Source organism: Nonomuraea sp. CX421, from assembly GCF_059358955.1.
Genome location: NZ_JCADBK010000004.1, coordinates 30421 through 44178 on the forward strand (window position 1 = coordinate 30421; position 13758 = coordinate 44178).

Sequence of the window (13758 nt, forward strand, 5' to 3'; positions counted from 1 at the left end):
GCCAGTGATCACGTACGAGGCGAGAGAAGATCTTCGCCGGAAGGTCAGACCTCGGTCGGCAGCGGGTACGCGCCCGGGTTGACCCGCTTGACGATCTCGTTCAGGACCACGCGCACTGACGGCTCCCCCACCCACAGGTGCTTGGCCCCGTCGACCCCGATGACCTCGGCCTGCGGCACCCGCGCGAACCGCCGCCGGGCCTCCTCGGGCCGCAGGTAGTCGTCGAGCTCCGGCACCAGCGCCACCAGCGGCCGGCCGAAGCGCGCCCAGGCGTCGAGGTCGTCGTCGGTGGCCCGGTGCAACGGCGGCGACAGCAGGATGGCGCCCTGCACCACCGGGTCGTGCGCCCACTTCAGGGCCAGCTCGGTGCCGAAGGACCAGCCCACCACCCAGATGTGCGGCAGGTCGTGGAACTCGGCGTACTCCAGGGCGGCCGCCACGTCGAAGCGCTCGCCCTCCCCCTTGTCGAACTCGCCCTGCGACGTGCCCCGGTCGGACGACGTGCCGCGGGTGTTGAAGCGGAGCACCGCCAGGTCCGCGAGGGCGGGCAGCCGGTTGGCGGCCTTCTTGTAGACGTGGCTGTCCATGAAGCCGCCGTGGGTGGGCAGCGGGTGCAGGGTGACCAGCGTGGCCACCGGCGGCCGGTCGAGGGGTCGAGCCAGCTCGCCGACCAGGGTCAGGCCGTCGCCGGTGTGCAGCTCGATCGGCTCGCGATGGGCGGGCAGCACCGTCGCCGCGCGAATCTCCACGGGGGGTCCTTTCGGTCGTCAGTAACGGCTGCGGCCGGGGCCGCGGTCAAGCCTCTTGTGCCAGCAGGCCCGGTGCCAGTGGCGGCGCTCCTCGTCGCCGCCGGCCCAGTTGGGCCAGCAGACCAGATGTGGCTGGCTGGCCGCGATCTCCTGGTCGCAGCCAGGACATCGGTAGCTCTTGCCCGAGGTCGCGCCCGTAAGCATGCGCACCTTCCACTCGCCGTCCGGCCATTCCTCGACCTGGTCGGTGCTCCGGGGGAAGGCGACAGGGCGTGAGGACTCCCTGCGACGGGCGCGACGAGGGCTCATGGCCGGGGGAAGGCCGTCATGCCGGCGGTGACCAGCTGGTCGAGCAGCGGAGCCGGGGCGTAGGCGGGCTCGCGGTGCTCGGCGTAGAGCGCGCGCAGCCCGTCGCGGACCCGGGCCAGGCCCAGTGACTCGATCATCTCGAACGGCCCCGCCGGGTAACCGCAGCCAAGACGCATGGCGGCATCGATGTCCGCGATCGAGGCGTAGCCCGAGTCGTACATCCGGACCGCGTCGTTCAGGTAGGGGTAGAGCAGCGCGTCGACGACGAACCCGGCCCGGTCCTTGCACGGCACCGGGGTGCGTCCGATGGCCGCCATCAGGCCGGCGGCGGCACGGGCGGCCTCGGGCGAGGTGAGCACCGTGGCGGCCAGCTCGGCCACCTGGTCGCCGACGGGGTGGACGCCCACCAGCGAGGAGGGGCGGCGCACGCGTACGGCGTGCTCGACCACCGGCCGGTCGGAGAGCCGGAGCAGCACGTCGGGATCGTCCGACTCGGCGAACCCCGCCTTGGCCAGCGCCTCGGCGATCGAGGAGGTGTCGTCGCCGGCGACGCCGAAGGTGACGCCGGCGACCCGCTCCGGCTCGCGCGGCGCGGTCTCGTCGCCGTGCAAGCCGTGGAAGCCGCGGCCGGTCTTGCGGCCGAGCAGCCCGGCGGTGACCAGCTCGCGCAGCACCGGCGCCGGCGCGTGGCGACGGTCGCGGGTCTCGTCGAACAGCACGCCCATGATCTCGTAGGCGGTGTCCAGCCCGATCAGGTCGAGCAGCGCGAACGGCCCCATGGGCAGGCCCACGCCGAGTCGCATGGCCGTGTCGATCTCGTCGCGCCCGGCCAGGCCCAGGTCGAGCAGCACGGCGGCGTGGTTGAGGTAGGGCAGGAGCAGCCGGTTGACCACGAACCCGGCCCGGTCGCCCACCGTCACGGGGGTCTTGCCGAGCCGTACGGACAGCTCGGTGATGCCGGCGACCACCGAGGGCTCGGTCACCACGGTGCCCACGACCTCGACCAGCCTCATCACGGGCGCCGGGTTGAAGAAGTGCATGCCGACCACCCGGCCGGGACGCCCCGTCGCGGCGGCGACGGCGGTGACCGACAGCGAGGAGGTGTTGGTGGCCAGCACGGTCTCCGGCTTGCAGATGCGGTCGAGATCCTCCAGCAGCGACACCTTGTAGTCGAGGATCTCGGGGATCGCCTCCACCACGAGGTCGGCGTCGCGCAGGTCGTCGCGCGAGGTGGTGAGCGTGATGCGGCCGAGGATCTCGTCGCGCTCGCCGCCGGTCAGCTTGCCCCGGTCGACCGCGCGGCCGGTGGAGCGTTCGAGATGGCCGCGCCCTCTGGCCAGCGCCTCGGGATCGGCCTCCACACCGATCACCCGCAACCCCGCCCGCGCGAAGACCTCCGCGATGCCGGCGCCCATCGTGCCGAGCCCGACCACTCCCACCATTTCAAACACCATGTGTCCAGTTTTCCAGAGCCGGTAGGGTGGACCGTCATGCGGCTGGTCATTGCGCGATGCAGCGTGGATTACATCGGACGGCTCACGGCACATCTGCCGATGGCGCCAAGGCTGGTCCTCATCAAGGCCGACGGCAGCGTGTCGATCCACGCCGACGACCGCGCCTTCAAACCGCTCAACTGGATGAATCCTCCGTGCAAGCTCAAGGAGGACGGCGCGACCTGGACGGTCACCCATGGCAAGACGGGCGAGAAGCTCGTGCTGACCATGGACGAGATCCTGCACGACTCCAGCCACGAGCTGGGCGTCGACCCCGGCCTGATCAAGGACGGCGTCGAGGCCCACCTGCAGGAGCTGCTCGCCGAGCACATCACCACGCTGGGTCCCGGCTACTCCCTGATCCGCCGCGAGTTCATGACGGCGATCGGCCCGGTCGACATCCTGTGCCGCGACGCGGGCGGCGCGACCGTGGCGGTCGAGATCAAGCGGCGCGGCGAGATCGACGGGGTCGAGCAGCTCACCCGCTATCTGGAGCTGCTCAACCGCGATCCGCTGCTCTCCCCGGTGCGCGGGGTGTTCGCCGCCCAGGAGATCAAGCCGCAGGCCCGGGTGCTGGCCGCCGACCGCGGCATCGACTGCGTCACCCTCGACTACGCCGCGCTGCGCGGCATCGAGCCGGAGAACCCCACGCTCTTCTGACGTCCCGTCCGTACGGCCGCTCCCGCGGTCATGTCCGATATTCCAACATTGACAGGTCTTACGTAGAAGTTCTACGTTCGACATATCACGATTGGAGTGTTGCCATGACCACCCCCTACTACCTGAGCGGCACCCTGGCGCCCGTCCCCGACGAGACCGAGGCCCACGACCTGCCCGTCACCGGCGCGCTACCGCCCGAGCTGGCCGGCCGCTACTTCCGCAACGGGCCCAACCCACGGCCGGGCGAGAATCCCGGTCACTGGTTCGCCGGTCACGGCATGATCCACGGGATCCGGCTCAACGAGGGCCGCGCCGAGTGGTATCGCAACCGCTGGATCCGCACCAAGAAGTTCACCGACAACGCCCCGTTCCTCGGCGACCAGGGGCTCGACCTGGCGGCCGTCACGGCCAACACCCACGTCATCAGGCACGGCGAGCGCATCCTCGCCCTGGTCGAGAACGGCCTGCCGTACGAGGTGACGCCGGAGCTCGCCACGGTGGGCCCGTGCGACTTCGGCGGACGGCTGACCACGGCCATGACCGCGCACCCCAAGCAGGATCCGGTCACCGGTGAGCTGCACTTCTTCGGCTACGGCTTCTTCCCGCCGTTCGTCACCTACCACCGCGTGTCCGCGGGCGGTGAGCTGGTGGAGAGCCGGGAGATCGAGGTCGCCGAGTCGACGATGATGCACGACTTCGCGGTCACCGAGCAATACCTGATCTGGCTGGACCTGCCCGTGGTCTTCGACCTCAAGCGCGGCGCGATGCCCTACGCCTGGCGGGAGTCCTACGGTGCGCGCATCGGTGTGACGCCGAGGGCGGGCGGGCCGACGCGCTGGTTCGAGATCGACCCGTGCTACGTCTTCCACGTCGGCAACGCGTGGGAGGACGCGGAGGGACGGATCGTGCTGAACGCCGCCCGCTACGCCGGCCAGAACTTCGGCACGCTGTGGGATCGCATCAGCGGCGCGCAGGACCCCGCCGGACAGGCGGCCACCATGTTCGACAGCGTGCTGCACCGCTGGACGCTCGACCCGGCGACGGGCAAGGTCGTGGACGAGTCGCTGGACGACCGGCCGGTCGAGTTCCCCACGTTCAACGACGGCCTGCTGGGCCGCATCAGCCGCTACCTCTACATGGTGAGCGACCAGGCAGTGGTCAAGTACGACCAGCGCTCCGGCGCCTGCCTCACGCACCCGACCGGCGGCCACACGGGCGAGGCGGTCTTCGCGCCGGCGCCCGGCGCCGAGGGCGAGGACGACGGCTGGCTGCTGTCCGTGGTCACCTCCGGCGACGCCTCCCGGCTGCTGGTGCTCGACGCGAGCGACCTTTCGGAGGTGGCCTCGGTACGGCTGCCGCGCCGTGTCCCGGCAGGCTTCCACGGATCGTGGTTCGAGGACCAGACCGCCCCCTAGTAAGCGTCAGCTTACAGGTCTATCGTGACGCCATGACGACGCTGACCTTCGACTCACTCAATCCGGCGACCGGCGAGATCGTCGGCAGCCATCCGAAGCAGACGGCCGACGCGGTGCACGAGGCGGTCGGGCGGGCCGAGCAGGCCGCCACCTGGTGGTCGGGGCTGTCCCCGGCCGAGCGCAGGCGGCGGCTGCTCGACTACAAGGCGATCATCGCCCAGCACATCAGGGAGCTGGCCGCCCTGGTGCACAAGGAGACGGGCAAGCCGGTGGGCGACGCCACGCTCGAGATCGTGCTGGCGATCACGCACATCGACTGGGCCGCCCGCAACGCGCAGAAGGTTCTGGGCCGGCGCAAGGTGTCGACCGGCATGATCGGCCTCAACCTGTCGGCCACGCTCGAGTACCTGCCGCTGGGCGTCGTCGGTGTGATCGGGCCGTGGAACTACCCCGTCTTCACGCCGATGGGCTCGATCGCCTACGCGCTCGCCGCGGGCAACGCGGTCGTGTTCAAGCCGTCCGAGCTCACACCCGGGGTCGGCGTACGGCTGGCGGAGCTGTTCGGCGAGGCGGTGCCGGAGCAGCCGGTGTTCCAGACGGTGACCGGACTCGGCGAGACGGGCGCGGCGCTCGCCGCCGATCCCCGCGTCAAGAAGGTGGCGTTCACCGGGTCGACCGCGACGGCCAAGCGGGTGATGGCGGCCTGCGCCGAGAATCTCACCCCGATCGTGGCCGAGTGCGGCGGCAAGGACGCGTTCATCGTCGACGCCGACGCCGACCTGCGGGCCGCCGCCGACGCCTGCCTGTGGGGCGCGATGTCCAACGCCGGGCAGACCTGTGTGGGCGTGGAGCGGGTCTACGTGGTCGACGCGGTCTACGACGGCTTCATGCGCGAGTTGTCCGACCGGGTGTCCACGATCAAGGCCGGCGACCAGTACGGTCCGATCACCATGCCGGGGCAGCTGGACATCATCAAGCGGCACATCGACGACGCCACCAAGGCCGGAAAAGTGGTGACCGGCGGCCCCGACTCGGTCCGGCCCCCGTATGTCGACCCGGTGATCGTCGAGGACGTGCCCGAGGACTCCCCCGCGGTGCGCGAGGAGACGTTCGGCCCGACCATCACCGTGCGGCGCACCAGCGACGTCCACGAGGCGCTGGAGCTGGCCAACGCCTCGGCCTACGGGCTGGCGGGCACCATCTTCTCCGGCACCCCGCGCCGGGCGATGGAGCTGGCCCGCATGATGCGGTCAGGGATGACGGCCATCAATTCGGTCATCTCATTCGCCGGGGTGCCCTCACTGCCGTTCGGCGGCGTCGGCGACTCGGGCTTCGGGCGCATCCACGGAGCCGACGGTCTCAGGGAGTTCGCCAGGCCCAAGGCCATCTCCCGCCAACGCTTCCCGATGCCGGGAATGAATCTCACTTCGTTCGCCCGGGGGGCCGATGAGATTGAGCGACTGATCAGCCTCATCACCTTCTTGCATGGACGACGCAAGAGGTAAACCACACGCTCTTTCCCAAAACGGATCATCCGTCCATAATTGTGTGCTCTGGGGGCCACGATCATGTTGGACGGGTGGAATGTGAACCGGTCTTACCGGGGAATGTCGGCCGAGCAAAGGCTGGCAGACAGACGGGAGCGGCTGATGACAGCCGCCTACACGCTATACGCGAAGCCAGGTTTCGCGGCTACGACGATCGAAAGGTTGTGCTCCGAGGCGCGGATCTCCAACCGCGCCTTCTACGAATGTTTCGGCGGCCGGGAGGAACTCCTTCAGGCACTGCACGAGCGGTGCATCGAGGAAAGTCTCTCCGTGGTCGCCAAGGCATTGGAGGAGGCGCCCGGCACCCTGGCCGGGCGCGTCGAGGCGGGCATCCGAGCCTATATCGGATTCGCGACGGCCGACTGGCGTCGCGCCCGCATCATGCACCTGGAGGTGCGCAGGTCGGGTGACGTCCTGACGCACTCACGACAGCGCGCGATCAAGTCCTTCGCCCAACTCATGGAGAACGCCTCAGCCGATTTCCCACCCGCAGGCACGGTGAACCTGCGGCTGGTAGCTCTCGGGGCAATTGGGGCACTTCAGGAGTTGCTCATCGAATGGCTGCTGGCGGACGACCCGCCGGAGATCGAGGATCTGGTCGGCGTGGCCGTGCACATCTTCGGGCGGTCGCTCGGGCCACCGTGAGATGGCGATCACACATAGTGATTTTCTGAGGGAATGACACGTCAATAATCCGCCCGTTATTCACATATCGGGCGGATTTTTACCACTATCGCCGATGGAAGTGCGTGTTAACGGCTTCCGTTCCCGCCCCATCGAATCACGTTCGGGAAAAGACTTTGACCACCCCGGACATACGAGAGCGGGCAACGGCTGATCGTTGCCCGCTCCGATATGGCGCGGTCTCCGGCGGGCTCCGCGGCCCGCCGCCACCCCGTCAGGCCACCGCGGCCGCGGGCACCTCGACGCGAAGGACCCGATTCAGCCGGGTCACCGCGAGGATCCGCATGATCCGCGGGGGCACTCCCCGAAGTACGAGACGGCGTTGCACGCTGAGCGCGCGCCGATGCGTGCCTACGAGAACCCCCAGCCCGGTGGCATCGATCATCTCCAGCTCGGAGACGTCGAGGATCAGGTCGCCCTCGCCGCGGTCGACCGCGTCGTGCAGGTGGGACCGCACGCCGGCGGACGTACCGGCGTCGAGCCGAGCACCGATCCGCACCACCTGGGCCTTCGGATTACCCCGGACCCGCATGCCACCTCCTCAGTCACACCGCACGTCGGTTCACGCGGCGTAGCCATACCCTGTCACAGGGTGTCGGCAAGGGTCGTCTCCGACACTTGCCCCCTACCCACGAATCGGGAGCGACACGACCGCGGTCAAGGTGAACTCCCCGTCGCCCGTCGGACGGGCGGTCAGTTCCCCGCCCACGGCGGCGATGCGCTCACCCATGCCGCTCAGCCCGCTGCCCAGGTCGGCGACGTGCTGCCGGACCACTCCGTCGTTGCGCACCCGGAGCTCCGCCCGCTCAGCGGTGAAACTCAGCGTGATGTCACAGAAGGTGGCCGAGCTGTGCTTCAGGACATTCGTCACCGCCTCACGCACGGCGTAGGCGAACACCGGGGCCACACCGTCGGGCAGCTCGCGATAGGGCAGGTGAAGCTCGCAGCGGACACCCGCCGCCTCCAGCACGCTCTTCACGCTCTCCAACTCGGCGGGCAGGTCGAGCTCGCGGTAGCCGCGCACCGCCTGCCTCAGCTCGCGCAGCGCCTTCCTGGTCAGCGTGTGGACCTCGGTCATCTCGGTCCTGGCAGGGCTTTCCTCGGCGCCGGACAGGCGCACGGCCAGTCCGGACTTGACCGCGATGAGGGACAACTGGTGTCCGACGAGATCGTGCAGGTCCCGGGCGAAGCGCAGCCGTTCCTCGGCCACCGCCAGCCGGGCGTGCGCCTCCCGGCCCTCGTGGGCCTGCCTGGCCAGCTCATAGATCCAGATCCACAGCCGGTTGGAGGCCGGAAAGCTCACGGCCATCAGCGCGTAGCTGACGACGATGATGATGATGTTCGGGCCCACCTCACCGGTTTCCAGAGCCGTCAGGCCCCGGCGGGCCACGACGTTCGCCACAGCCACCAGGACCGCCACGGCGTACGTCGCCACCGACAGCGCGATGGCCCGCCGCCCGCTGATCCCCACCACCGCGACCGACAGCCAGACCATCAGCGGGAAGCCCCAGCCGAACGGATTGCCCCCGCCCACGACCGTCGCGAACAGGGCCAGCGCCCCGGCCACCATGATCTGCCTGGAGGCGTACCGGGAGTCGAGCAACACGTCCACGATGCGCAGGTAGAGCAGGGAGAAACAGACGGTGGCGACCAGGGCGGGCGCGACGCGAAACCACTGCTCCGCGCCCATGGCGACCTCGGCGACGAGCGCCACGACGAGGCAGAACCACATCATCCCCAGCAACGAGAGCAGCACCCACTTGCTGAGCAGGCGCGCCCGCTTGATCGCGTCCATCCACACCGCTTCCGTCTACTTGCCGCGCAGGACCTCGCCGAGCCTGACCCTGGCGCCGGTGCGCAGCACCGCCCGCTCGTAGACCTTCGCGGCGAAGGAGAGCACGACCAGCACGGCCAGCACCATGAGCGCCATGGACAGCCCCACCTGCCAGATCGGCACCTCGGTGGCGGCCATCCGCACTGGCATCACCATCGAGGAGAACGGCGGGATCAACGCCATGACGCTGGCCACCGAGCTGGTCGGCTCGGCGGTGGCGTAGAAGGCGACGAAGTAGGCCGCCATGATCAGCATCGTCAGTGGAGACATCACGTTGCCGACCTCCTCCTGGCGCGAGACCAGCGAGCCCAGCGCGGCCGCCAGCGTCGCGAAGAAGGCGTAACCCAGCACGAACCAGATCAGCACCCCCGCCACGATGCCCGGCATCCCGGGTGGGAAGTCCATCGCGAGACCCGAGGCCAGCGCGGCGGCGACCCCCACTCCGAGGATCGTGACCAGGTTGATCATCCCGAGCGCGCCCAGGCCGAGGATCTTGCCGCCGAGCAGCTGCCACGGCCGGATCGAGGTGAGCAGGATCTCCACGATCCGGCTGCCCTTCTCCTCCACCACGCCCATGGCCACCGTCATCGTCTGGCCGATGACGAGCATGAAGAGCACGAGGACCAGCACCACGGCGATCCCGGTGCGCGCCGCCTGGTAGCGGGTGTCGGCGCCCACCGACTCCATCCGCAGCGGCGGGATGTTCACGCCCGCGGCGCCGAGCTTCATCTCCCTGTTCGTGCTCTGCAGCAGGATGCCGAGCTCCGAGTCGATCTCGCCGTCGCTGATCACCTTGACGCCGTCGACGAGCACCGCGTCCACGTCGCCGTCCAGCACCGCTCGCTTGGCGGCCGCCTCGTCGGGGAACGCCCGCCATTCGATCTCCGCGTCCGGCGCGACCGCCTGCAGCGGCAGCTGCTGGGAGTTGACGGTCCCCAGCGTGTAGGTGTCGGGGCCGCCGAAGACCTTCGGCGCGAACGCGGCGGCGCCCACCAGCGCCGCCGTGATGAGCAGGCTGATGACGAACGCCTTGGTCCGGATATGTGTGGCGATCTCCCGTCGCGCCACCAGCAACAACCCGTTCACGCCACGGCCTCCTTGAAGATCTGGGTCAGGGACGGCTGCTCCATGCCGAAGTGCTCGACGTGGCCGGCCTTCGCGGCGCGGCGCAGGATCTCCTGGCCGTCGCCGTCCTGTGCGCGCAGCACGTGCCGGTCGCCGTTGACGGTCACCTCTCCCGGCAGGCCGTCGGCCCAGCCGGGCTCGGGATCGCGCACCACCACGCGAAGCGTGCCGCCTTCGGCGGCCCGCAGCTCCTCGACCGTCCCGGTGGCCACCATCCGGCCGGCGGAGACGATGCCGACCGAGTCGCACAGCCGCTCGACCAGGTCCAGCTGATGGCTGGAGAAGATCACCGGTACGCCGCCCCTGCACCGCTCCTGCAACGCCGTGGCCAGGGTGTCGACCGCCAGCGGGTCCAGTCCGGAGAACGGCTCGTCCAGCACGAGCACCTCGGGGTCGTGCACCAGCGCCACCGCGAGCTGCACCCGCTGCTGGTTGCCCAGGGACAGCGACTCGACCGCGTCTCCCTTGCGCTCGCCCAGCCCGAGCCGCTCGATCAGGTCACCGGTGGCCTTGCCCGCCGCCGCCGGGCTCATCCCGCGCAGCCGGCCGAAGTACTCGATCTGCTCGGCCACCCGCATCTTCTGGTAGAGCCCACGCTCCTCCGGCATGTACCCGAACCCGCGCCGGTCGGCGTACGTCAGCGGCCTGCCCTGCCAGCTCACCGAGCCGGAGTCGGCCTGCAGGACACCCATCACGATGCGCATCGTCGTGGTCTTGCCGGCGCCGTTCGCGCCCACGAAGCCGAACATCTCACCCGGCCGCACCGCGAACCCGATCCCGTCCAGCGCCACCTTGCCCTCGGGCGCGTCAGGCCCGCCCGCGAAGCGCTTACGCAGTTCGCTGATCTCCAACATCAGGTCATCTCCTTCGTCATGGATAACATCGTGGCCTGTACGGCATTCGTCCAGGTAGTCGGAGAAGTCACGATCCAGAGGTGCATCCCGCGTCCGCTTCGGATGACATTTGTCATTACGCTGGCTCCATGACGCGCGCAGACAAGGACAAGCCGGTTGTGCTCTCCCGGATCTACACCCGCACCGGCGACGACGGCACCACCGCGCTGAGCGACCTGAGCCGCACCTCCAAGACCGACCCGCGGCTGGCCGCCTACGCCGACGTCGAGGAGGCCAACGCCCACCTCGGCATCGCCCTGTCCCACGGCACGCTCCCCGCCGACCTCGTCGCCGTGCTCATCCGCGTCCAGAACGAGCTGTTCGACCTGGGCGCCGACCTGGCGACACCGGTGGTGGCGGAGCCGGAATTCCCGCCCCTGCGTGTGGAACCGTCCTACGTCGAGTGGCTCGAAGCCCAGTGCGACCGCTTCAACGAGCCGCTCAAGCCGCTGCGCAGCTTCATCCTGCCCGGCGGCGATCCCGCGACGGCCGCGCTGCACCTGGCCAGGGTCACGGTCCGCCGCGCCGAACGGACGACCTGGGCGGCCCTGCAGGCGCACGACGACATGAACCCGCTGACGGCCACCTATCTCAACCGCCTGTCAGACCTGCTTTTCATCCTCTGCCGGGTGGCGCACGGCGGCGACGAGATCCTCTGGAAGCCCGGCGGCACCCGCTGAACGACCGCTGAGGGGCGGCTCAGGCGACGTCGAGATAAGCGCTCGGAGGAGCGGACTCAAGCCAGGCCAGGAAGCCCGTCAGGGCGTCGGCGCTCATGGCGAGGGAGATGCCGCGCGTCGTGCCGCCGCAGTCGATCGCGTAGAGGCCGTTGTCCAGCACGCGCCGGCCCGAAACGACGAGGCCGCGCCTCGCGATAGCGTGGCGCGGCCTCAGTCGCAGACCCATGAGGGGAATCCAATGGAGCTCCCCGTCGGCATAGCGGGCTACCCCGCTCCGCCAGCCGTCGCCGGCCTTTTGCAGGCGACACGGCACACTGCCCCGCGAACGGGCCAGCGTCAGACCCCGAAGGGCCACCAGGACGGCGGCCAGCAGCACACAGATCAGAACCGTCGCTACCAAAGCCGCCCCCTAGGCTCGATGAAAATCAGACCTCTTCGCCCGCCGCGCGCAACCGGGCCTTCGCCCGCTTGGCCTCGATCGCCGCGTCGGCGTCCTCCTGGTTGGCCTCGATCGAGGCCTGGGCCCGGTCGAGAGCGTCACGGGCAGCGGCGACATCGACCTCGGAACCGAGCTCGGCCACCTCGGCGAGCACGGACACCTCGTCGTCGGCCACGGAGATGAACCCCCCGTGCACGGCCGCGACCAGATCGCCCTCGCCCTCCCGCTTCACACGCAGCACGCCGCCCTCGACCAGGACGCCGAGCACAGGTGCGTGTTGCGGCATAATACCGATCTCGCCGTCCACGGTCTTGGCAATCACCATGTCGGCCTCGCCCGACCAGATCTCACGCTCGGGTGAGACAACCCCTACGCGTAGCTTCGCCACTTGTGTAGGTTCCTTTCCGATCAGGTGGTGGCGCGACCATGGCCGCACCACCACCGTAGCTCCGGGCTCGCGACGCCCTCTGGCTGGGCGATCTAGTGCCGCTCGAGTTCCTTGGCCTTGGCGATGGCCTGGTCGATGCCACCGACCATGAAGAACGCCTGCTCAGGCAGGTGGTCGTACTCGCCCGCGCAGAGGCCCTTGAAGGAGGCGATCGTCTCGTCCAGCGGCACGTTCTCGCCGGGCTGACCGGTGAACGCCTCGGCGGCGTACATCGGGTGGGACAGGAACCGCTCGATCCGGCGCGCGCGCTGGACGGTGACCTTGTCCTCTTCGGAGAGCTCGTCGATGCCGAGGATCGCGATGATGTCCTGGAGCTCGCGGTACTTCTGCAGGATCCGCTTGGTCTCCTGGGCCACCCGGTAGTGCTCCTCGCCGACGATCTGCGGGTCGAGGATCCGGGACGTGGAGTCGAGCGGGTCCACCGCGGGGTAGATGCCCTTCTCCGAGATCGGCCGCGAGAGCACGGTCTGCGCGTCGAGGTGCGCGAACGCGTTGTGCGGCGCCGGGTCGGTGATGTCGTCGGCGGGCACGTAGATCGCCTGCATCGAGGTGATCGAGTGACCACGCGTCGACGTGATGCGCTCCTGGAGCACACCCATCTCGTCGGCCAGCGTGGGCTGGTAACCCACGGCGGACGGCATCCGGCCGAGGAGCGTGGACACCTCGGAACCGGCCTGGGTGAAGCGGAAGATGTTGTCGATGAAGAGCAGCACGTCCTGCTTCTGCACGTCGCGGAAGTACTCCGCCATCGTCAGGGCGGACAGGGCGACCCGCAGACGGGTGCCCGGCGGCTCGTCCATCTGACCGAAGACGAGCGCCGTGTCCTTGAGGACGTCGGCCTCCTCCATCTCCAGCCAGAGGTCGTTGCCCTCACGGGTGCGCTCGCCGACGCCGGCGAACACCGAGGTGCCACCGAAGTTGCGGGCGACTCGACGGATCATCTCCTGGATGAGGACGGTCTTGCCCACACCCGCGCCGCCGAACAGGCCGATCTTGCCACCCTGTACGTACGGCGTGAGCAGGTCGATGACCTTGATGCCCGTGACGAGCAGCTCGGTGCGCGACTCGAGCTGGTCGAACGGCGGCGACGGCCGGTGGATGCCCCACTTCTCCTCGATCTTGAGGGAAGCGGTGGGAACGTCGAGCGACTCGCCCAGCGTGTTCCACACGTGGCCCTTGACCACGTCACCGACGGGCACCGAGATCGGCGCGCCGGAGTCGGTGACGGCCGCGCCGCGGACCAGTCCGTCGGTCGGCTGCATGGAGATGGCCCGGACGAGGTTGTCGCCCAGGTGCTGGGCGACCTCGAGGGTCAGTACCTTGCTGTCTCCGCCGAGCGTCACCTCGACGTTCAGCGCGTTGTAGATTTCGGGCATCGCCTCGACGGGGAACTCCACGTCGACGACGGCCCCTGTGACGCGAGCCACGCGGCCGACACCGGCCGCCTGGGTCTCAACAGTCTCAACAGCCTCTGCAGTCATT

The 13758-nt window shown here is 69.3% G+C and carries 15 protein-coding genes; 5 read left to right on the forward strand and 10 right to left on the reverse strand.

The genetic code is table 11. The features are described 5' to 3' along the window. Nucleotides 1–44 precede the first annotated feature (44 nt). The 3 genes from AC5L3X_RS08890 to AC5L3X_RS08900 are packed head-to-tail and all read right to left on the reverse strand — an operon-like array spanning nucleotide 45 to nucleotide 2512. Nucleotides 45–749, reverse strand: a complete 705-nt coding sequence (locus AC5L3X_RS08890; protein WP_189126126.1) for an alpha/beta hydrolase — start codon at nucleotides 747–749, stop codon at nucleotides 45–47. Between the two features lie 18 nt (nucleotides 750–767). Further along, on the reverse strand, nucleotides 768–1058 hold the full coding sequence (locus AC5L3X_RS08895; RefSeq protein WP_494856271.1) for an Rv1322 family protein: 291 nt from the start codon (nucleotides 1056–1058) through the stop codon (nucleotides 768–770). Beyond that, nucleotides 1055–2512, reverse strand: a complete 1458-nt coding sequence (locus AC5L3X_RS08900; protein WP_494856272.1) for a 3-hydroxyacyl-CoA dehydrogenase — start codon at nucleotides 2510–2512, stop codon at nucleotides 1055–1057. Before AC5L3X_RS08900 ends, AC5L3X_RS08895 begins: the two co-directional genes overlap by 4 nt. A gap of 36 nt (nucleotides 2513–2548) precedes the next feature. Between AC5L3X_RS08900 and nucS the strand changes: the two genes are divergently transcribed. The 4 genes from nucS (at nucleotide 2549) to AC5L3X_RS08920 (ending at nucleotide 6818) form a co-directional block, all read left to right on the forward strand. After that, nucleotides 2549–3211: an endonuclease NucS gene (gene nucS / locus AC5L3X_RS08905; RefSeq protein WP_189126123.1), complete on the forward strand. Its 663-nt coding sequence runs from the start codon at nucleotides 2549–2551 to the stop codon at nucleotides 3209–3211. A 104-nt stretch (nucleotides 3212–3315) separates the two neighbouring features. Then, nucleotides 3316–4626 (forward strand): carotenoid oxygenase family protein, encoded by a 1311-nt coding sequence (locus AC5L3X_RS08910; RefSeq protein WP_494856274.1) that lies wholly within the window; start codon nucleotides 3316–3318, stop codon nucleotides 4624–4626. A gap of 32 nt (nucleotides 4627–4658) precedes the next feature. Beyond that, nucleotides 4659–6131, forward strand: a complete 1473-nt coding sequence (locus AC5L3X_RS08915; protein ID WP_494856275.1) for an aldehyde dehydrogenase family protein — start codon at nucleotides 4659–4661, stop codon at nucleotides 6129–6131. Nucleotides 6132–6275: 144 nt separating this feature from the next. Then, nucleotides 6276–6818 (forward strand): TetR/AcrR family transcriptional regulator, encoded by a 543-nt coding sequence (locus AC5L3X_RS08920; RefSeq protein WP_494856276.1) that lies wholly within the window; start codon nucleotides 6276–6278, stop codon nucleotides 6816–6818. 253 nt (nucleotides 6819–7071) lie between these two features. On the opposite strand, the gene AC5L3X_RS08925 is transcribed toward AC5L3X_RS08920, so the two are convergent. The 4 genes from AC5L3X_RS08925 to AC5L3X_RS08940 form a co-directional block, all read right to left on the reverse strand. Beyond that, nucleotides 7072–7389 carry an STAS domain-containing protein gene (locus tag AC5L3X_RS08925; protein ID WP_189126119.1) on the reverse strand — a complete coding sequence of 106 codons (318 nt, stop codon included), beginning with the start codon at nucleotides 7387–7389 and terminating at the stop codon, nucleotides 7072–7074. 93 nt (nucleotides 7390–7482) lie between these two features. After that, nucleotides 7483–8652, reverse strand: coding sequence for a sensor histidine kinase (locus AC5L3X_RS08930; RefSeq protein WP_494856277.1), 1170 nt, complete (start codon nucleotides 8650–8652; stop codon nucleotides 7483–7485). A gap of 15 nt (nucleotides 8653–8667) precedes the next feature. Continuing rightward, a complete protein-coding gene (locus tag AC5L3X_RS08935; RefSeq protein WP_189126117.1) occupies nucleotides 8668–9777 on the reverse strand; it encodes an ABC transporter permease in 1110 nt (369 codons plus the stop codon). Beyond that, nucleotides 9774–10670, reverse strand: coding sequence for an ABC transporter ATP-binding protein (locus tag AC5L3X_RS08940; protein ID WP_494856278.1), 897 nt, complete (start codon nucleotides 10668–10670; stop codon nucleotides 9774–9776). Before AC5L3X_RS08940 ends, AC5L3X_RS08935 begins: the two co-directional genes overlap by 4 nt. Before the next feature lie 128 nt (nucleotides 10671–10798). Here AC5L3X_RS08940 and AC5L3X_RS08945 point away from each other — a divergent pair, with 128 nt between their 5' ends. Beyond that, nucleotides 10799–11389, forward strand: a complete 591-nt coding sequence (locus AC5L3X_RS08945) for a cob(I)yrinic acid a,c-diamide adenosyltransferase (protein ID WP_494856279.1) — start codon at nucleotides 10799–10801, stop codon at nucleotides 11387–11389. A gap of 19 nt (nucleotides 11390–11408) precedes the next feature. Here AC5L3X_RS08945 and AC5L3X_RS08950 read toward each other — a convergent pair whose 3' ends face one another. The 3 genes from AC5L3X_RS08950 to atpD all read right to left on the reverse strand — a co-directional run bounded on the left by AC5L3X_RS08950 (nucleotide 11409) and on the right by atpD (nucleotide 13757). Beyond that, nucleotides 11409–11789: a DUF2550 domain-containing protein gene (locus tag AC5L3X_RS08950; RefSeq protein ID WP_494856280.1), complete on the reverse strand. Its 381-nt coding sequence runs from the start codon at nucleotides 11787–11789 to the stop codon at nucleotides 11409–11411. A gap of 25 nt (nucleotides 11790–11814) precedes the next feature. Continuing rightward, complete coding sequence (locus AC5L3X_RS08955) at nucleotides 11815–12216, reverse strand: F0F1 ATP synthase subunit epsilon (RefSeq protein ID WP_189126113.1); 402 nt, start codon at nucleotides 12214–12216, stop codon at nucleotides 11815–11817. A gap of 92 nt (nucleotides 12217–12308) precedes the next feature. Next, the gene (atpD, locus tag AC5L3X_RS08960; protein ID WP_189126112.1) at nucleotides 12309–13757 is read right to left on the reverse strand and encodes a F0F1 ATP synthase subunit beta; all 1449 of its coding nucleotides are present in this window, start codon (nucleotides 13755–13757) and stop codon (nucleotides 12309–12311) included. Between the last annotated feature and the right edge of the window lies 1 nt (nucleotide 13758).

What these genes read in the sequence shown, in the direction of transcription:
- AC5L3X_RS08895 (WP_494856271.1), bottom strand. Translation starts at nt 1,058, where the DNA reads ATGAGCCCTCGTCGCGCCCGTCGCAGGGAGTCCTCACGCCCTGTCGCC.
- AC5L3X_RS08900 (WP_494856272.1), bottom strand. Translation starts at nt 2,512, where the DNA reads ATGGTGTTTGAAATGGTGGGAGTGGTCGGGCTCGGCACGATGGGCGCC.
- nucS (WP_189126123.1), top strand. Translation starts at nt 2,549, where the DNA reads ATGCGGCTGGTCATTGCGCGATGCAGCGTGGATTACATCGGACGGCTC.
- AC5L3X_RS08910 (WP_494856274.1), top strand. Translation starts at nt 3,316, where the DNA reads ATGACCACCCCCTACTACCTGAGCGGCACCCTGGCGCCCGTCCCCGAC.
- AC5L3X_RS08915 (WP_494856275.1), top strand. Translation starts at nt 4,659, where the DNA reads ATGACGACGCTGACCTTCGACTCACTCAATCCGGCGACCGGCGAGATC.
- AC5L3X_RS08920 (WP_494856276.1), top strand. Translation starts at nt 6,276, where the DNA reads ATGACAGCCGCCTACACGCTATACGCGAAGCCAGGTTTCGCGGCTACG.
- AC5L3X_RS08925 (WP_189126119.1), bottom strand. Translation starts at nt 7,389, where the DNA reads ATGCGGGTCCGGGGTAATCCGAAGGCCCAGGTGGTGCGGATCGGTGCT.
- AC5L3X_RS08930 (WP_494856277.1), bottom strand. Translation starts at nt 8,652, where the DNA reads ATGGACGCGATCAAGCGGGCGCGCCTGCTCAGCAAGTGGGTGCTGCTC.
- AC5L3X_RS08940 (WP_494856278.1), bottom strand. Translation starts at nt 10,670, where the DNA reads ATGTTGGAGATCAGCGAACTGCGTAAGCGCTTCGCGGGCGGGCCTGAC.
- AC5L3X_RS08945 (WP_494856279.1), top strand. Translation starts at nt 10,799, where the DNA reads ATGACGCGCGCAGACAAGGACAAGCCGGTTGTGCTCTCCCGGATCTAC.
- atpD (WP_189126112.1), bottom strand. Translation starts at nt 13,757, where the DNA reads ATGACTGCAGAGGCTGTTGAGACTGTTGAGACCCAGGCGGCCGGTGTC.